We start from the raw sequence: 18,558 nt of genomic DNA, 5'->3' as shown, positions 1-18,558 counted from the left end.
GTTCCTCACTCATCGGCCGGTCCCGCGGGCTTCGGCGGTGGTCACGTCGTGGGTCGGGTGGGTCGGTTCCTGCGCGGTCGGCGGGGTGCCGGCCAGCCGGGCGACGGCGTCGTGGACGGCGCCGGGCCCGTACTCCTGGTGACGCCGGTGGAGCAGTGCGGCGAGCCGGGCCCTGGCCGCGGTGCAGTACACGTCGGCGAGGTCCTGGACGTCCTGCTGCCCGGCGGTGGTCGCGCTCGCGGCGCGGGCCAGAGTGAGCGACATCGTCAGCAGCTCGGTGGCGGTGCGGTTGAGCAGGATCAGCAGGCGCTGCCTGGCCATCAGTTCCGCCCGCCGCGGATGGCGGCGGACCAGCTCCAGGCAGTCGTGACCGAAGCGGTGCACCTGTTCCCGCACGAAGCGCAGGTGTTCCCGGTTGCGTTCCGACAGCGCGTGGTCGTCGCCGAAGGCCGCGGGCGGGGCCTGCTCCTCGGCGAGCTCGGCGGCGTGGTCGGGCTCGGGGTAGTAGTAGGACAGCAGGGTCCGGCCGGCACTCCAGTTGTCGAGCAGGAAGTCCACACCGCCGGTGATCCGCAGGCCGCGGACGTCGCGGAAGGCCCGCTCCAGGGGGGCGGGGGTGACCTGTCGGCGCTGCTTGCTCTGCGCGGTCTCGTAACCCTCGCCCGCCAGCATGGACAGCGTCCGTTCGACGATCCGCCAGCCGAGCACCGAGCAGATGTTCTTCGACGCGTTCTGCTCGAACTTGAGATTGACGGCCGCCCCTTGGTCCTCGCCGAGCAGGCTCCAGCGGGCGGTGCTCTCCAGGGCGAAGGTCTCGGCCCGCGACTCGGCCAGCCGGCGCCGGATCTCCTCGTACTCCCCCAGTCCCCGGCCGTCCACCGAACGGCGCGCCACGAAGTCGTGCGCCCAGCCCAGGCAGAGCTTCGCGGCGGCCAGCGCGGGTGCGGCGATGATGTACAGGCGGCCGCGGACCACCAGCAGCGAGACCGCCGGGGTGAGCCGCGAGGTGTGCTCCGGGTCGGGTTCGGCGAGGGCCAGCTCCGCCGGGACCCGGACGTTCTCCAGGTCGAGGCCCCCGAACGGCAGACCGCGCAGGCCCATCAGCTCCTGCGGGCCGCTGCGCCGCACCCCCGGTGTGGCGGCGTCGACGAAGAAGAGCCGGTTCCGCTCGGTGCCGTCCGCTTCCCGCACCGAGGCCGTGACGCTGAACAGGTCTCCGGCCGGTGCGTTGACGACCTGGATCTTCCGCCCGTTGAGCAGGTAGGCGGCGCCGTCCTCCACAAGGGTGGCCGTCGTGGTGCGCCCCTGGTTGGCGGCGCCGGCGGGCTCGGTGTCGGCGGTCCCCGACAGGCCCCCCGACAGGACGTGGGCGCGAACCCGGTCGGCGAGGGGGCCGGGGGGCAGCACCCGCAGGAAGGCACTGGCCCCCAGGGCGTTCTCGATGCCCATCAGAACCGCGACCGGCAGGCACCAGGAGGCCGCCTCCTCGATCACCCGGAAGGTGTTGAACGAGGACAGGCCGCGGCCGCCGGTCTCGGCGCCGGTCTGCAACTTGAGGTAGCCGTGGCCGGCCAGCTCCGTCAGGAAGCCGTCGGGCAGGCTGCCCCGCACGTCGACGTCGGTGGCGTCGACGCGCTCGCGCAGGAAGGAGCCGACCTCGGCCACCGCGCCGTCACCGCGCTCGCGGTCGGCCGGCTGCTGTTCGGGGAACGGGTGGATCAGGTCCCAGCGGAACCGGCCCTGGTACAGCTCCTCCAGGAAGCTGGGCCGGTCGGGGTCGCTGGCGAGGTTGCGGGTGCGTGGAGCCATCACAGTCCTTCGGGGGTGCGTACCGGTGCGGGGCCTGCTGCCGGGGAGTCGGCGGGCGGTGGCGGGGCGGCCTGCCCCGGCCACGCGGAGAGCGCCTTGCGGTCGGTCTTGCCGGAGGGGTTGACCGGCAGCTCGCCCAGGCGCACGAACCGCCCGGGAACCATGTGCGCGGGCAGCACTTGGCGCGCGTGGGCGGTCAGCCGCTCCGCCTGCTCCCGGTCGCCGTGCCCGCCGTCCGCCGGCGGGGCGGTGTCGGGCGTGGTGTAGAACGCCGTGAGCATCGGCTCGCCGATCCGGCTCACCGTCCTGACCGCCACCAGTTCCCGGACGCCCGGGGCGCTCCGGAGCCGGGCCTCGACCTCGCCGAGTTCGATGCGGAAACCGTTGATCTTCACCTGGTCGTCGGCCCGTCCGGCGTAGCAGAACGTGCCGTCCGGCAGCAGCCTGGCCAGGTCGCCGCTGCGGTAGTGGCGGCGGGGTGCGCCACCGGGGTGCGCCAGCAGCGGAAACCGCTGTGCGGTCAGCTCCGGCCGGTGCAGGTACCCGAGCGCGACTCCGGAGCCGGCCACGAGGATCTCGCCGGTCTCGCCGGGGCGGACCGGCGCGCCGTCCTCGCCGACGACCCGCAGCTCCCAGCCGTCCAGCGGCTCGCCGATGTCCAGCGCGAAGGCGGACCCCTCGGGCGCGTCGGGCGCGCGGTCCAGCTCCTGGTCGGTGAAGAGCCGGTAGGTGACGAAGACGGTGGCCTCGGTGATGCCGTAGGTGTTGACGAACCGCGTGTCCCGGCGGGCCACCGCCCGCCACGCCCGTACGTCACGGATGTCGACCGACTCGCCCCCGAAGATCACGTAGCGCAGGGCCGTGGGCGTCGTCCCGGTGCGACGGGCCGCCCGCACCAGGTGGCGGAAGACCGAGGGGACCACGTTGAAGACGGTGACGCCCTCGTTGCTCAGCAGGTCGAGCGTCGCCTGCGGGGAGGCGGCCGTCCGGTGCGGCACCACGACCAGGGTGCCGCCGCTCAGCAGCGCGCCCCAGATCTCCCAGACCGAGAAGTCGAAGGAATAGGAGTGGAAGAGCGTCCAGACGTCGTCCTTCCGCAGCTCGTAGCGGCGGGCGCAGGCCCGCACCAGGGCCGCCACGTTGCGGTGCGGCACCTGGACGCCCTTGGGCCGGCCGGTCGATCCCGAGGTGTAGATGACGTAGGCGGGGGCACCGTCGTCCACGGCGGGCCGGGGAGCGGGCACCGGGGCGGCGGGCTGGACGAGGTCGTCCAGGCGCAGGAGCGGCAGCCGCGCGAGGTCGGCGGGCACGGGCTGGTCGGAGACGATCAGGCCGAGACGGGCGTCCCCGGCGGTGAAGAGGAGCCGCTCCGCCGGGTAGCCGGGGTCGAGCGGCACGTACGTGTGTCCGCTCTTGAGGACGGCGAGCATCGCGACGACCACGTCGGTACCGCGGTCCAGGTGCAGCCCGACCAGCTCCCCCGGCCGCGGGAGGCGCTCCGCCAGGTGTGCGGCAAGCCAGTCCGATCTCTGGGCGAGCTGGGCGTAGGTGAGGGAGCCCCGGGCGTCCCGCACCGCGATCTGGTGGGGAGAGCGGGCGGCCTGCTCGTCGAAGAGCAGGTGGAGGAGGGAACCGTGGGGAGGAATCTCAGCGGCCGCCGGGCCGGCACCTGTCTCGGTGTCGGTGTCGGTCTCGGTGACGGTCTCGGTGTGCGTAACGTCGGTCATCGCCGGGCTCTCTTCGGCGTCGGGGTGCTCGCGAGGGCCCGGGCCGCGGCGCGGCGCCGCCGGGCGGGAAGGGCGTGCACCGTGTTCATGGCGTTCATGGCGTTCATGGCGTTCATGGCGTTCACAGCGCGAGCCTGATCCGCCGGCTGCGCAGCCAGCCGTCCAGCTGGAGCACCATTTCGGTGTCGGCCCGCCCCAGCCAGCCTCCGCGGTCCAGCAGCCCGGGGTCGTCCACCACCTTCCAGGCGGAGGGCAGGTCCAGCAGCGGCAGCACCGGCGCGCCCGGGTCCTCCAGCACCTCCCGCAGCCGGGTGGCCAGCGACTGCTTGTACCCCGCGTGGTAGGTGATCGGGAACGGCACCTTGGGGCGGTCCAGCACCGAGGCCGGCAGCAGATCCTTGGAGATCGCCCTCAGCAGGCTCTTGTCCCGGCCGTCGAAGGACTTCATCCGCCAGGGCACGTTGAAGAGGTAGCCGAACAGCCGGTGGTCGGAGAAGGGGAAGCGGACCTGGAGGCCCGCGGCGGCGCCCAGCCGCTCGGAATGGTTCACCGCCTGCTCGTACAGCCTGGTCATGTGCAGGTAGTCGAGCTCGCGGGCCCGCCGGTCGTCACCGGCCGCACCGGACAGGTGCGGCACCTCGTCCACGGCCTCCTGGTAGCGCTCGGCACAGAAGGAGGCGTACTCCACCTCGCGCAGCAGTTCCTCGTCGAAGAGGCCGTTGCCGATGCCGTGCGTCATCCCGAAGGTGCGGGCGCGCTCGATCCACGGGAACGTGCGGTGCTCCGAGGAGGCCCGCTCCTGCTCGCTGATCAGCCCGCCGAACACGGCGTCGGCGGCCTCCCCGCTGAGGGCCACCGGCGTGTGCGCGGCGACCTGGCGGTAGAACAGGTAGGGGGTGAGGTTCTTGTCCCCGAACGGCGAGGGGAAGTCCTTGGCCTCCAGGACCGCGTCCAGGGTCAGCGGGTCGGTCAGCTCGCCCGGCTCGACCAGGATCTCCCGGTGGTCGCAGCCCAGCCGGTCCACCACGGCCTGGGCGAACGGCCGGTCCGGGACCGCGGCGGCGTCGCCCCCGAAGGAGACCGTGAAGGTGCGCGGCGCGGTGCCCGCGACCTCCGAGGCCAGACCGGTGAGCGCGCTGGAGTCCAGGCCCCCGGAGAGCAGGACCGCCGGTGTCCCGGCCCCGGCCTCCCGGGAGATCGCCTCGTCGAGCAGGCCGCGCGCGGTCTCGATGGTCCGCGGCAGGTCCTGGGTGTGCGGACGGGCCTCAAGCGCCCAGTACCGCCGCTCGACGATACCGTCCGCCGTGCACCGCACCAGGTGGGCGGGCCTGACCTCGCGCAGACCGCGCAGCACCGCGTGTCCGGGCCGGCGGACCTGGGCCAGGACCGAGCACAGCCCTTCGGCGTCCAGCTCGGTGCTCACCAGCGGGTGTGCGGCCAGGGCGGTCACCTCCGAGGCGAACAGCACCCCGCCCGGCAGCGGCAGGTAGCTCAGTGGTTTGACCCCGAACCTGTCGCGGCACAGCAGCAGTTCGGACGTCCGGACGTCCCAGACGGCGAACGCGAAGAGCCCCTCCAGCCGCTCGGCGACCGCGTGGCCCCAGCGCAGGTAGGCGCGCAGGACCACGTCGGCGTCGGTGGCCAGCGGGCCCCGGCGGCCGTCCGCGGCCAGGTGGGAGCGGAGTTCGGAGGCGTTGTAGAGCACCCCGTCGAAGGTGATCACGGCGATCGGCCGGCCGTGTTCCCGGATCACGGCGGGCTGCGCACCCACCGTGTCCAGGGCGTCGGAGCGGTGGCCGAACACGGCGGAGCGGCTGGTCCACAGCCCTTCGCCGTGACGGCCGCGTGCGGAGAGCCGGGCCGTCATCACCGACGCGGCCTGGCCCTCGCGGGTCAGGTCGCGGCGGTGGTCGACCCAGCCGGCGATCCCGGACATAGCAGCACCTCTCGCGGAAGGAAACGTCGAGCGTCAAGAAGGAACGTCGGGGAGGAAGGCCCACCGGAGACCCCGGTGGGCCGGGCCGGTCAGTCGACGCGCAGCGGCAGCTCGCTCACCCCGCGGACCGAACCGGCGCGCCAGCGCAGCTCGTCGGCGGGGACGGCGAGCCGCAGGCCGGGGTAGCGGCGCAGCGCGGTGGCGAGGGTGATCTCGACCTCCAGCTGGGCCAGCCGGGCGCCGATGCAGTAGTGCAGGCCGTAGCCGAAGCCGAGCTGCCGGGCGCTCGCGGTCCGGGTGATGTCGAAGCGGTCGGGGTCCGCCCAGTGGCGGGGGTCGCGGTTGGCGGCGGCCACCCCGAGGATCACGTAGGAGCCCTCGGGAATCGTCACGCCGCCGATCTCGACGTCCTCCAGCGCGTAGCGGTTCAGGCCCGGGTTGACCGGGCCCTCGTGGCGCAGCACTTCGTCGACGGCGCCCGGCAGCAGCCCGGGGTCGCGGCGCACCGCGGCCAGTTGCCCGGGGTGACGGAGCAGCGAGAGCACGACACTGCTGATCAGCTGTGCCGAGGTCTCGTAGCCGCCGAAGAGCAGCAGCCCCGCCATGCTGACGAGTTCGTCGTCGGTGAGGCCCTGGCCGCCGGTGGTGACCGTGGTCAGTTCGCTGAACAGGTCGGGACCGGGTTCGGCGCGCCGTGCCGCGACGAGCGTGCGCACGTAGGCGTCGAAGGCGTCCAGGGCCTCGATCGTCCGGCGGGCGGCCTCGTCGTCCGGGAGCAGGCCGCCGAGGACACTGGCCGCGGTACGGAACAGGTCGGCGTCGCTGGAGGGCACGCCCAGCAGCTCGCAGATCACCGTGATCGGCAGTTGGTTGGAGACGGCCTGCACCAGGTCGAACTCGTCCTGCCCGTCGAGTGCGTCGAAGAGTTCGTCGGTGATTTCCTGGATGCGCGGGCGCATGCTCTCGATCCGCTTGGCGCTGAAGGCCCGGACGACCAGCTTGCGCAGCCGGTCGTGGTCCGGCGGGTCGAGGTTGGCCATCGCCCGGCCGAGCAGGCTGCTGGTGCGCAGCGCCACCTGCCAGCGCGGCGGCAGCGGCTCGGGGGGCAGGACCTTCTGGAGACCTCGCCCCAGTTCGTTGCTGAGCCGGGGGTCGGCCAGCGCGGCCATCACCTCGTCGTAGCGGGTGATCAGCCAGCGTTCGGTGCCGTTGGGCAGCTGCACCCGGTGCACCGGGCCGGCCTCGCGCAGCCGCTCCAGGTGGGGGTAGGGGTTCTGGACGAAGTCGGCGTCGAGCTGGTGGACGGTGTCGGCGGCGCCCGCGAGGTACGGGCAGCCCCCCGTCTGGTCGGTCTCTGGCACGGGAATCCTTTGTCCGCCGGGCGGTCGGCCCGGTCATGGCGGGTGGATGGGCGGAGTGCGGCTCTGTCGGCGGTTCGGCTCCGCCGCGTGTACGGCCCGGTCGCGTGCGTGGCTCTGCCACGTGTTCGGCCCGGTCGTCTTCGTGACGACCGTCGGTGTTCGGCCGTACGGAGAGCCGGCGGGGCAGGGTGAGGTCGCCCTGCCGCGGCGCGCGCGGGGCGTGAGCCGCTGCGGGGAGGGAGTTCAGTCCAGCGGGGCGAGGTGCGGCTGGAGGCGGGCGGCCAGGGTGGCGGCGTGCGCGGGGCCCAGGGCCGACCAGTGGTCGCCGGGGACCGGCTCGACCCGCACCTCGCCTTCGTAGAGCGGGGCGAGGTGCCGGGCCAGTGCCGCGCACCGTGCCTCGTCGGCCGCCGCCTTGAACAGCACGACGTCGCACGGCGCGGTGCGGGGCCGGTGGCGCAGCATCGCGGTGAGGTTCGCGTTGTGGACCCGGATGTAGTCGGGGACTCCGGCGGCCGTGGCCCCGGCGAGGTCGCCGATCCGGGTCAGCCCGCCGGCCGCCGCCCCGGTCGCGCGGCCGGGGCCGGCGCCGATCAGTTGGGAGCGGCCGCGCTTGACCAGCGCTTCCAGTTGGAAAGACAGGGCCTGCTTCAGCCAGCGCTTGCGGGTGGCGACCGGCCGGCCGCCGGTGTCGGGCAGGTACCCGTCGATGGCGAGCAGCAGCGTCACGTCCGCCCCTTCCGCGGCGAGCTGCCGGGTCATCTCGTGGGCCACCATCGCCCCGAACGACCAGCCGCCGAGCAGGTAGGGGCCGTGCGGGCGGGCCCGGCGCAGGACACCCACCTGGTGGGCGGCGATCTGCTCCAGCCGGTACAGGGTGCGGCGCCGGTCGTGCATGCCGGGCGATTCGATGCCGTAGACGGGGCGCGAGTCGTCCATGGCGGCGGCGAGGTGCCGGTAGCTGAGCGTGCTGCCACCGGCCGGGGCGAGGAGGAACAGCGGGTCGCGGGGGCCGCCGTCGCGCAGCAGGGTCAGCCCGGGGACGTCGGGCACCGCGCTCCGGCCGGCCGGCCGGGCACCCGGGGCCGGGGCGGTGTCCTGTGAGGTCTGTTCCCGTACCCGGTCGACGAGCTGGCGGAAGGTCAGCGTCGCGGCAACGTCCGCGGCCGGGATCTGGGTCCCGGTCTCCGCCCTGACCTGGGCGAGCAGCCCGACGATCATCAGTGAGGAGCCGCCGAGCTCGTAGTAGTCGTCCCCGGCGACGGCGGTGCCGACGCCCAGCGACGCGCACCACAGCGCCGCCATCCGGTCCCTGAGCGCATCGCCCGAGCCGTCCTGGCCGGCCACTGCCCGCGCGGGTGTCGCGCTGTGCGCCGGCCGTTCCCGGTCGGTCACGTGCGCGGCCGGTACGGGTGGGCCTCCGGCCGGATTCTGCCCGGTGGGTCCGGGCCGGTCCGGGCCGGGCGCGGCACGGCAGGGGGTCGGGGCCATCGGGCAGGGCGGGAGCGAGACCAGCCGGCCCCGGGTCCTCGGCCGCAGTTCCTCCCACGGCACCTCCACTCCGCGCTCCCACAGGCGGCCCAGGGCGCGCAGCACGGCGGTGGCCTCCTGCGCGGGGTCGCGCCCGAGGAGCGGCACGGCTTCGGTGCGGGTGCCGGGTGCGCCGCCGGTGGCCTGCCGGCTCAGGCCGTCGCCGGGGCCGAGCTCGATCAGCACCTCGGCGCCACCGCCCGCCAGGGTGTCGAGACCCTGCTCCAGGCGTACGGTGCCCAGCAGTTGGCCGGCCCAGTAGTCGGGGTCGCCCACGCGGGCCGGGTCGGCCCAGTCGCCCGTGAGGTTCGAGACGAACGGGATGCGGGGGGCTTGGTGCGGGGTCGCGGCCACCGCCTCGCGCAGTGCCTCGGCGGAGGAGGCCATCAGGGGTGAGTGGAAGGCGTGTCCGGTCTCCAGCAGCCTGCCGTGGACGCCGAGTTCGCGCTGTGCCGCGGCCAGTGCGGTGATCCGGCGCTCGGGTCCGGAGAGCACCACGTGGTCGCCGCCCGCCACCGCGAGGGTGACGTCGTCGTCGAGCAGCGTGGCCGCCTGTTCCGCACCGATCCGCAGGGCGAGCATCCGGCCGGGGGCGGCGCCGTGCATGGCCTCGGCGCGCTCCCGGACCAGGCCGAGCGCGTCCGGCAGGCTCCAGACGCCGGCCACCGCGGCGGCGGTGTACTCGCCGATGCTGTGCCCGAACAGCGCGGCCGGACGCACGTCCCAGCTCTCCAGCTGCCGGGCGAGGCCGTAGCCCAGCACGAACAGGCCGAGCTGCTGATGTCTGGTGTCGGCGAACCAGGGCGCGGGCGTGGCCGGGTCGAGCACGGGGGCGAGCTCCACACCGAACCGCCGCCGCACCTGCTCGCGGCAGTCCTCGAAGACGTCCCGGAACACCGGCAGGAGGGTGTGGGCGCCCTGGCCGTAGCCCGCCCGCAGGGCGCCCTGGCCGGGGAAGAGGAACGCCGTGTCGGGGTCGCGGCCGGCGGGGGTGGCCCGCTCGGTCTCCCGCAGCCGCTGCGCGGCCTCGGCGGGGTCGCGGGCCACCACCGTGGCCCGGTAGCGGAAGCGGCGCCGCTCGGCCAGGGTGCGGGCGGTGTCGGCCAGGGCGGGGGAATCCGCTGCCCCGAGCCGGTCGGCGAGCTGTTCCCGCAGCGTGTGCAGGGTGTCGGGCGAGGGTGCCGACAGGCACAGGACCGCCGGCTCGTCCACCGGCCCGCTGTCCGGCCCGGGCTCTTCGGGGCCGGCGGGGGGCGCCTCGCCCAGCACCACGTGCGCGTTGGTCCCGCCGATGCCGAACGAGCTGACCCCGGCCAGGCGCGGCCCTTCGCTCGTCCAGGGGCTCAGCGTGGTGCTGATCCGGAACGGGGTGGTGTCCAGCTTGAGTTGGGGGTTGGGGCGCTCGAAGTGCGGGGTCGGCACGAACTCGCGGTGCTGGAGCATCAGCGCGGTCTTGATCAGCCCGGCGACGCCGGACGCGGCACCCGTGTGACCGATGTTGGCTTTCGCGGCACCGAGCAGGCAGTAGCCGACCCGGTCGGTGCCCGCCCGGTAGGCCGCGGTGAGGGCGGCGAGCTCGACGGGGTCGCCGACCCGGGTTCCGGTGCCGTGCGCCTCCACGTAGCCGATCTCGTCCGCACCGATGCCGGCCTGTGCCAGCGCCAGCTCGATCACGTCGCGCTGGCCGGTCACCGAGGGCGCGGTGAAACCGATCTTCTCGCCGCCGTCGTTGTTGATCGCCGAGCCGTGGATGACCGCGACGACGCGGTCGTGGTGCTCCAGCGCGTCGGCCAGCCGTTTGAGCACGACCACGCCGGCGCCGCTGCTGCTCACCGTTCCGGTGGCGGCGGCGTCGAAGGACCGGCAGCGGCCGTCCCTGGAAAGGATGTTGCCGTCCTGGTGGAGGTATCCGCCGGCCTCGGGCAGCCGGACCGTCACCCCGCCGGCCAGCGCGGTGTCGCACTCGTAGCCGATCAGCGCCCGGCAGGCCTGGTGCACGGCGACCAGTGACGTCGAGCAGGCGGTCTGCACGGTGACCGCCGGTCCGCGCAGCCCGAGTTTGTACGCGGTGCGGGTGGCCAGGAAGTCCTTCTCGTACCCGATGATCCGCATGGTGGCCCGTGCGGGGTCGGCGGTGACGGGCGGGGGCGCCGCGGAGGTGTCGCAGCCGGCGTAGACGCCGGTCCAGCCGTCGCTGCGGGCGGGGTCGACGCCCGCGTCGTCCAGGGCCTGGGCCGCGCACTCCAGGAACACGCGCTGCTGGGGGTCGATCCCCTCGGCCTCGGCCGAGCTGTAGCCGAAGTGTTCCCAGTCGAACCGGTCACCGCCGGCGATCACGCCGCGGGCCGGTACGTAGTCGGGGTGTGCGGCCAGTGCCGGGTCGATCCCCGCCGCCAGTAACTCGGCCTGCCCGAAGCGGCTGATGCTGTCCGTGCCTGCCCGGAGGTTGTGCCAGAACTCGTCGATGTCCCGAGCTCCCGGCAAACGGCAGGACATCCCTATGATCGCAATCGCGTTTTCATGACTCAAGGGGACAAAACCTTACGTGGAGTGGCTGAACGGCGGGCGATGCCACCGGCGCCGAAGAGGCTCAGTTCGAAGGAGGCGCGGGAGACGAGGGTCGCGAAGGAGGTGACGGCGTGGTGGTCGCCGACACGGCCCTGGTCGATCCGCACGACCGCGCGGCGAACAGGGCAGGGCGGGTGGAGATACGCATGCGGGCTCCCCGGGTGATGCAGTCGGTGCCGTGTGCGGGCAACTGATCTGCGCACAGCTTCGGGGCCGGTCCTGCCGTTCTGCTGACGTGCCGCTGCTGTACGGCTGACGTCTCGCTGCCGCTTTCCCCGGTCCGGTCCGCCGGGCCGCCGGCCGCGACGGCGGAGGGCGCCCAGCGCAAAAGCCCGCCTCCGTGAACCCTGGGGGTTCACGGAGGCGGGCTTTTGCGCCGTTCTCGGGTCCGCGTCAGATCGTCGCGGCGTCGATGACGAAGCGGTACCGGACGTCGCTGGCGAGCACCCGCTCGTACGCCTCGTTGATCTGGTCGGCGCGGATCACCTCGATGTCGGCTCCCAGGCCGTGCTCACCGCAGAAGTCCAGCATCTTCTGGGTCTCCGGGATGCCGCCGATCATCGAACCGGCGAAGGACCGGCGTCGGGTGATGAGCGCGAAGGGGGCGATCGGCAGCGGCTTCTCCGGGGCGCCGAGCTGGACCAGGGTGCCGTCGGTCTTCAGCAGGCTCAGGTAGGAGTCCAGGTCGATGTCGGCGGAGACGGTGTTGACGATCAGGTCGAACGTCCCCGCCAGAGCCGTGAACGTGGCCGGGTCGGACGTGGCGTAGTAGTGGTCCGCGCCCAGCCGCAGGCCGTCGTCCTTCTTGCGCAGTGACTGGCTGAGCACGGTGACCTCGGCACCCATCGCGTGCGCGATCTTCACGCCCATGTGGCCCAGGCCGCCGAGCCCGACGACAGCGACCTTCTTGCCCGGGCCGGCCTGCCAGTGGGCGAGCGGCGAGTAGACGGTGATGCCGGCGCACAGCAGCGGGGCCGCGGCGTCCAGCGGGATGCCGTCGGGGATGCGGAGGACGTAGTTCTCGTCCACGACGATGTGCGTGGAGTAGCCACCGTGGGTGGTCCGCCCGTCGCGCCCGGTGGCCGCGTAGGTGCCGACCATGCCGAGCTCGCCCGTGCAGTACTGCTCCAGACCGGCCCGGCAGCTCTCACAGGTGCGGCAGGAGTCGACGAAGCAGCCGACGCCCACCCGGTCGCCGACGGTGTGGCGCGTGACGCCGGCGCCGACCGCGCTGACCACTCCGGCGATCTCGTGGCCGGGGACGATCGGGTAGTCGCCGCCCGCGCCCCACTCGCCCCGGACGGTGTGGATGTCGGAGTGGCAGATTCCCGCGTACTTGATCTCGATGAGGATGTCGTGCTCGCCCGGCTCGCGGCGCGGAACGGTGATGCGCTCCAGCGGGGCCTGGGGCGACAGTGCGGCGTATGCGGGGACAGTGTGGTGCGTCATGCGTTCGATCGTGCGACGGTCCGGGCGGGGTAGCCAGCACTCGGTTGAACCCACGCTTGCTGTGCCTACCACTGGCAGGACCACCCTGGCCTGCGGAAACGACCGCATACTGGGAGTCATGGACCAGCGCACCGAACTGAGTGAGTTCCTCCGCTCCCGCCGGGCCCGGCTCACCCCCGAGGACGTCGGGGTGCTGCCGCACGGCGGCAGGCGGCGGGTGCCGGGGCTGCGCCGTGAAGAGCTGGCACAGCTCGCCGGGGTCAGCGTCGCCTATTACACGCGCCTGGAGCAGGGCCGGGGGCAGAACGTGTCCGCGTCCGTCCTCGGCGCCATCGCCGACGCCCTGCGGCTGACCGTGCCCGAGCGGGCGCACCTCACTGACCTCGCCCAGCCGGCAGGCCGGGCCCGCAAGGCCCCCGGCCGCCCGCAGCATCTGCGCCCGGCCGTCCAGCAGCTCATCGACACCATGGACAACGTGCCCGCCTACGTCCTCGGGCAGCGGATGGACATCATCGGCTGGAACCGCATGGCCTGCGCGCTGCTCGGCGACTTCGCGGCCGTTCCCGAAGCGCAGCGGAACATGGTCTGGCAGATCTTTCTCGCCCCCGCGACGCGGGAGCTGTACGTGGAGTGGGAGCGCAAGGCCGCCGACCTCGTGGCCTGTCTGCGGCTGGCGGCGGGCCGCCACCCCGACGACCCCCGGCTGACCGCCCTGGTGGGCGAACTGTCCGTCAAGAGCGAGGAGTTCCGCACCCTGTGGGCCGCGCACGACGTGCGCGACAAATGCTTCGGCATCAAGGAGCTGCGCCACCCGCTGGTGGGTTCGCTCACCCTCGCGTGCGAGTCGCTGGTGCTGCCCGCGGACGCCGGCCAGCAGTTGATCACCTATCACGCGGAGCCGGGTTCGCCGTCCGCCGAGTCCCTGCGGCTGCTGGCGAGCTGGACCCTGGACACGCCCGCGCAGACGGAACGTCCGGTTCGCCCCGGCCCGTAGGAGCGGTTTCGCGGCCGACCCGACAGCGCCCCGCTCAGGGGCGTGGCACCCCCATCGGATTCGGGCGCTCTGGCCGCGGTTCGCCTCGCTGATCACGGACCTCGTCCGCCGCGCCGAGGCGGCCCCGCGGCCCCGCTGACGGGCGCCGCCGCCCGCGCGCACGCGGTATCCGGTCCGGCAGGAGGGCGCACGGGCCCCCTACCGGGTCGTCGCCGGCAACGCCCGCTCCCCGGCGGGCTCCTGGGCTCCCCCGGCGCTGCCGGCCCGGTGGAACAGGTAGGAGCCCAGCAGCACTCCGGCGATGACGAGCAGGCCGCCCCAGAACTCATGGAACGTGGGCGTCCGCCCCTCCCACACCAGGTTGAACGCCGCGCCGAAGACCGCCTCCATCCCGATGACCGGTCCCATGACGGTGGCCGGCAGCCGTTTCGAGGCGATGTTCCAGAACCACGTCGCGCACCAGGAGCCCAGGACCGCCAGGGCCGCGCACCACAGCAGGAACGGCCACAGCGTCCCGGCGTCCGAGACCGGGGAGGGGCCGCCGGCCGTCCCGGCCAGGGGCAGCAGGAACAGCGAGCCGCCGAACGCCCCGAGGCCGATGCAGGCCGTCCAGGTGCTGTTGTCGGCGGCGGGGCGGGCCCGCGCCAGGACCCTGCGATTGACGATCACGAAGTAGGACCAGGCCACGGACGCGAGAACGCCCAGGGCTCCCCCGGCCAGCAGGTCCCGCTCGCTCGCCGAACGGTCGCCGGAGACACCGCCGTTGACCAGGAGCAGTCCGGCGGAGATCGCCACGACGGGCAGGAACAGCCTGCGCCAGGGCAGGACCTTCTCCGTCGCGTTGGAGGCCAGGGTCACCAGCAGCGGGATCAGCCCCGTCAGGGTGGAGGCGAGCACGCCGCCGCCGGTGGCGGAGGACATCGACAGCAGCAGGTAGAAGCCGATGTACCCCACCACGCCCAGGTGCGCGGCGATCAGCAGGTGCCGGGCGCCGAGGGCCCGCAGTCTGCCCAGGTGCGCCGTCAGCACGGCCAGGGACATGAGGCCGAAGACCGCGTACCGGCCGACGACGAGGTAGTAGACGTTCACGGGGGCGACGGCGGCCGGTCCCAGGAACGTGAAGCCCCACAGGGCCGTGGCCGTGAGCGCCGCCAGCAGGCCCACGGAGTACGCGCGTGGCGCCCTGATTGTCATCTGTCCACCTCTTCCCGGCGGTTGTCGCCGTGCGTCGTGCCGGTGCGCAGCCCTGCCTCCACGGCCGCGCCCGCCGGGCCGGGCCCCACGGGCGGCCTCCGCCGGTCCGCGCACCGGCGATCACGGAGATCCGCCGTCCACGGTAGGGGAACGGCGGTCCGGCGGCTGGTCCGGGACGAGGGTGATCCGGGTGCGGGTGTGCGCCTCCACGGCCGCGCGGCTGTAGTGGAGGGGGAAGGCGCGGTCTTGTGCCCAGTCCTGGTAGAGGTCGTCCCAGTGGGGGCTGTCGGGGTTCCCGGACTGGCCGGGGGCGTTCATCGCGCGGGACCGGTCCCAGGCCCCGACGTCGACCACGATGCGGAAGCTGGCGCCTTCCTGCTGGGTGAAGTGCTCGTCGTAGCCCGTGCTCAGCACCGTGTCCCCGCTGCCCGGCCGTTCGCGGGCCGGCAGCCGCGCCCGGTGGTGTCCGAGGCGGTCCGCCAGCGGGTGGGCGGGTGCCGCGTGGTGCAGCGCCCCCCACCTCCAGCGCGTTTGGTCCGCCCCGAGCAGTTCGCCGGTCTCGCGCAGGGCGCCCTCCAGCGACGTGGTCAGCAGCGCGTCCAGGACGGGGCGGTCGGTGCGCAGGGTGCGCAACAGGGCGATGTCGGTGCGTACGTCGGCGCCCAGGTCCTCGTCGGCGAGCAGCCGTCGCGTCACCTCCTCCACCTCGTCCGGGGCGACGAGCGCGGAGAGGGCGTGCCGCAGCAGCGCGGGCCGGAGGTGGCGGCGTGACCAGACCTGGTAGAGGGCCGCCGCCGCGGAGTCGGCCCTCTCGTCGCGGTCCCAGGAGCGCAGCAGCCCGACCGCCTCCCGCAGCCCGTCGCCCGGGCTGTAGCCGTCCAGTGCGCCCAGCACGTGCCGGGCCGCCGCGTTCACGGTGTCGCCTTGCAGTCGTACGCAGTCCTCGACCGTCATCGCCGGTGTCGCCTTCAGGACTTCGGCGATGCGCTCGTACCGGTACCGGTGGTGCCAGTCGAAGCCGACGGTGCACCGCTCGTGGGGGAAGCCGTCGGGCAGGTTCATCTCGTTGGCGCTGGCGAACCAGCCCTCGGCGGGGTCGCGCACCGCCGGCATCCGGTCCGGGGCGTGGAAGCCGGCCCACTCGTAGCGTCCGTCACCGGGGACCGGCAGCAGTCCGTCCCAGGTGGGCCGGACGGGCACCAGCCCGGCGGGGCGCCAGCCGATCGTGCCGTCGGGGGTCGCGTACACCATGTTCTCCCCCGGTGCTCCCCAGTGCTTCAGGGCGTCCAGGAATCCGTCGGCGGTGCGGGCCCGCAGCAGGGCCAGGCCGCCGAGGTAGGGGGCGGCGCCCGGCTCCAGCCAGGCGGCGCGCACCGCGAAGGCCGTGTGCCGCGCCGGGTCCTCGTGGACGACGGGGCCGTGCCGGGTGAAGCGCAGTTCCACCTCGACGGGGTCCCGCCCCGCCACCTCGACCCGTTCGCGGACCACCTTCATCGGTTCCCAGCGGTCCCGGTAGCGGTACCGGTCGGGGGCCCGCGGGTGGGTCTCGTACACATACAGGTCCTCCTGGTCGATGGAGAAGATCGTCAGCCCGAACGCCAGGTGGCCGTTGTGCCCGATGGACAGGCCCGGCAGCGCGGGCTCGCCGGCTCCAATCGCGTCCAGGCCGGGGGCCGACAGGTGGACCAGGCGGCGCAGGGACGGCAGGGTGATCGCGCGGTGCGGGTCGTTGGCGAGGAGGGGGCGGCCGGTGGCGGTGCGCCGGGGGCCGATCACCCAGTTGTTGCTGCCCTCGGCCCGGGTGCGCGGGCGGGGCGGGGTGAGGCCGGTGAGGTCGGCGGGGGTGGTCGCGAGCCGGTAGACGTCGAGCACGTCGTCGGGGATGACGGACAGGTCGAGCCCGTCGGGCACGCGGACGTCCCGGGCCGGTTCGCGGACGCGGCGCAGGTCCTCCACCGCCCGGCCGTGGTCGCGCAGGGTCAGGGCGCGGGCGACCTCCTGCTCGACGTTGCCGGCCAGGCCGTGGCCGCGGATGACGGCGACGTCGCGCGGCTCCCAGCGTGCGGGCCGGTGCCCCAGTTCCCGGAACTCCGCCGGCAGCAGTTCGGGCCGCCGCTCGCAGAGCTGGACGAACGCGTTGATGCCGCCGGTGAACGCCGTGGCCACCCGCTCGGTGCCGGGGCCGTAAGCGCGCCACTCCGCGCGCATGTCACCCCGGTACAGGAACAGCCGCGCGGCCCGGTCGCGGGCGGCGAACCGCTCGCCGAACACCTCGGAGAGCAGGCCGAGGCCGCGCCGGCGCCACAGGTCGAGCTGGAAGAGGCGGTCCCGCGCGGCGTCGAAGCCCTGCGCGCGGAAGACGTCGTCTTCGGTCCGGGCGTAGAGGTGCGGTACGCCGTGGTCGTCGATCAGGATCTCCACCGGCGCGGTCAGGCCGGCGACCGGGTACCGCTCCGGCGGCGCCATGTCACTGTCCGCCTGTCGGCGCGGCGCCCGGGCCGGTGGTCTCCGCGGCAGCCAGCTCCGCCCCGGTCTCCAGCACCCGGGCGACGAGGAAGTCGAAGTCGGCGAGGGCCGAGCGGTGGTTGTTGTCGGCGACGCGGAGGACGAACTTCCCGTCGATCACGGTGTGCGAGGGCATGGCCAGTCCCTGGGTCTGCAGGTGGTCCAGGATCGCCCGGTTGACGCGGTCCAGTGCTTCGGGGGCCGCACCCGGCCAGATGTACCGGAAGCAGGCGACGTTCAGCTCGCTGCGGGAGACGAGTTCGAGGTGTTCCGACGCCTCGACGAGCGCGGTCAGGTGGGCGACCTGGGCGATGTTCCCGGCGATGGCCGCGGCGAACGCCTCGATGCCGTGGGTCTTGAGCGCGAACCACACCTTCAGGGCCCGGAAGCGCCGGGACTGCTCGATGCCCCGGTCGGAGAAGGCCGGGGAGTACGCGGCGGGGCCCCGCGCCGTCTTGCTGATGTAGTCGGCGCCGGAGCTGAACGCTGCCTCCAGCACCCCGGCGCGGCGGGTCAGCAGACAGCTGACGTCGAACGGCATGTACAGCCATTTGTGCAGGTCGAAGACGAGCGAGTCGGCCTCGGTCAGCCCGGCGAGCAGGGCCCGGTGGGAGGGCAGGAGCTGGGCGAAGGCCCCGAACGCGCCGTCCACGTGGTACCAGAGGTCTTCCTCCCGGGCGACGGCGAGGAGGTCCTCCAGGGGGTCGACGGCACCGGTGTTGACGGTGCCGGCGTTGCCCACCACGCACAGGGGGTGCAGCCCTGCCGCGCGGTCGGCGCGGATCGCGGTGCGCAGCGCGCCGACGTCGACGCGGAAGTCCTCGTCCACGGGGATCCGCCGGAAGTACCGGCCGCCGATGCCGAGGAGTTCGACCGCCTTCTCGATCGAGTGGTGGGTCTGGGTGGAGCCGTAGACGGTGAACTGCGCCCCGCCGGCGACGGCCCCGGTGCCGCGGAAGTCGGCCGTGGGGCTCTTGGCCTGCCGGGCCGCGGCGAGTGCGGTGACCTGTCCCATGGAGGCGCCGCTCGTCAGGAGCCCGGAGCCGGTGGCGGGCCAGGACAGGGCCTGCCGCAGCCACTCGATCACCTGTTGTTCGACCATCATGGCCGCGTTCTCGCCCGAGCCGAGGGTGCAGTTGACGAGCGAGGCCAGCAGGTCGCCGTACGCCGCGACGGGCACGCCGGATCCGTTGGCCCAGCCCCAGAAGCGGGGGTGGATGTTGCCGCGCGGGAACGGCAGGACCGAGGACCGGAACTCCTCGTACACCTGGGCCATCGGCAGGCCCGTCCGCGGCAGGCCGGTGGCGAAGGAGGCCCGCACGTCGTCGGGGACGGGCTGCCATACGGGCCGGTCGCGGAGACCGGCGAGGTGGTCGGCCATGTCGTCGATGATCTGTTTGCCCAGGGCCCGGAACTCGTCCCAGTCGGGGTCCAGATGGTGGTCAGGGTGCTCGGGGTGCATGGTCGTCCTCGTTTCACGTGTCC

General features: G+C 73.7%; 12 protein-coding genes. 2 read left to right on the top strand and 10 right to left on the bottom strand.

The genetic code is table 11. The features are described 5' to 3' along the window. Nucleotides 1–9 precede the first annotated feature (9 nt). From ABZ951_RS19440 to ABZ951_RS19415, 6 genes are all read right to left on the bottom strand, one after another. Complete coding sequence (locus tag ABZ951_RS19440) at nucleotides 10–1,809, bottom strand: acyl-CoA dehydrogenase family protein (protein ID WP_344091913.1); 1,800 nt, start codon at nucleotides 1,807–1,809, stop codon at nucleotides 10–12. After that, complete coding sequence (locus tag ABZ951_RS19435) at nucleotides 1,809–3,536, bottom strand: amino acid adenylation domain-containing protein (protein WP_344091911.1); 1,728 nt, start codon at nucleotides 3,534–3,536, stop codon at nucleotides 1,809–1,811. Before ABZ951_RS19435 ends, ABZ951_RS19440 begins: the two co-directional genes overlap by 1 nt. Further along, on the bottom strand, nucleotides 3,533–3,661 hold the full coding sequence (locus ABZ951_RS19430) for a hypothetical protein (protein ID WP_344091909.1): 129 nt from the start codon (nucleotides 3,659–3,661) through the stop codon (nucleotides 3,533–3,535). The genes ABZ951_RS19435 and ABZ951_RS19430 overlap by 4 nt, the downstream gene beginning before the upstream one ends. After that, entirely contained in the window at nucleotides 3,658–5,472 is a 1,815-nt protein-coding gene (gene asnB, locus ABZ951_RS19425; RefSeq protein WP_344091907.1) for an asparagine synthase (glutamine-hydrolyzing), read from the bottom strand. Before asnB ends, ABZ951_RS19430 begins: the two co-directional genes overlap by 4 nt. An 89-nt stretch (nucleotides 5,473–5,561) precedes the next feature. Further along, on the bottom strand, nucleotides 5,562–6,833 hold the full coding sequence (locus tag ABZ951_RS19420) for a cytochrome P450 (protein WP_344091905.1): 1,272 nt from the start codon (nucleotides 6,831–6,833) through the stop codon (nucleotides 5,562–5,564). Nucleotides 6,834–7,076: 243 nt separating this feature from the next. Then, on the bottom strand, nucleotides 7,077–10,892 hold the full coding sequence (locus tag ABZ951_RS19415) for a beta-ketoacyl synthase N-terminal-like domain-containing protein (protein WP_361280327.1): 3,816 nt from the start codon (nucleotides 10,890–10,892) through the stop codon (nucleotides 7,077–7,079). A gap of 110 nt (nucleotides 10,893–11,002) precedes the next feature. Here ABZ951_RS19415 and ABZ951_RS19410 point away from each other — a divergent pair, with 110 nt between their 5' ends. Beyond that, nucleotides 11,003–11,125, top strand: a complete 123-nt coding sequence (locus tag ABZ951_RS19410) for a hypothetical protein (protein ID WP_344091901.1) — start codon at nucleotides 11,003–11,005, stop codon at nucleotides 11,123–11,125. 199 nt (nucleotides 11,126–11,324) lie between these two features. Here the strand turns inward: ABZ951_RS19410 and ABZ951_RS19405 are convergent, their stop codons facing one another. Beyond that, a complete protein-coding gene (locus ABZ951_RS19405; protein WP_344091899.1) occupies nucleotides 11,325–12,380 on the bottom strand; it encodes an NAD(P)-dependent alcohol dehydrogenase in 1,056 nt (351 codons plus the stop codon). A 118-nt stretch (nucleotides 12,381–12,498) separates the two neighbouring features. Here ABZ951_RS19405 and ABZ951_RS19400 point away from each other — a divergent pair, with 118 nt between their 5' ends. Further along, a complete protein-coding gene (locus tag ABZ951_RS19400) occupies nucleotides 12,499–13,374 on the top strand; it encodes a helix-turn-helix transcriptional regulator (protein WP_344091896.1) in 876 nt (291 codons plus the stop codon). A gap of 198 nt (nucleotides 13,375–13,572) precedes the next feature. Here ABZ951_RS19400 and ABZ951_RS19395 read toward each other — a convergent pair whose 3' ends face one another. The 3 genes from ABZ951_RS19395 to ABZ951_RS19385 form a co-directional block, all read right to left on the bottom strand. Beyond that, nucleotides 13,573–14,568, bottom strand: a complete 996-nt coding sequence (locus ABZ951_RS19395) for a DMT family transporter (RefSeq protein ID WP_344091894.1) — start codon at nucleotides 14,566–14,568, stop codon at nucleotides 13,573–13,575. 120 nt (nucleotides 14,569–14,688) lie between these two features. Beyond that, entirely contained in the window at nucleotides 14,689–17,034 is a 2,346-nt protein-coding gene (locus ABZ951_RS19390) for a penicillin acylase family protein (RefSeq protein WP_344091892.1), read from the bottom strand. A 1-nt stretch (nucleotide 17,035) separates the two neighbouring features. After that, the gene (locus ABZ951_RS19385) at nucleotides 17,036–18,535 is read right to left on the bottom strand and encodes an aminotransferase class I/II-fold pyridoxal phosphate-dependent enzyme (RefSeq protein WP_344091889.1); all 1,500 of its coding nucleotides are present in this window, start codon (nucleotides 18,533–18,535) and stop codon (nucleotides 17,036–17,038) included. Nucleotides 18,536–18,558: the final 23 nt, after the last annotated feature.

It is taken from the genome of Streptomyces sp. NPDC046215, assembly GCF_040646215.1.
GTDB lineage: Bacteria > Actinomycetota > Actinomycetes > Streptomycetales > Streptomycetaceae > Streptomyces > Streptomyces stramineus.
Note: the sequence above shows the minus strand (reverse complement) of the source record. Positions and strands in the feature narration are given on the sequence as shown.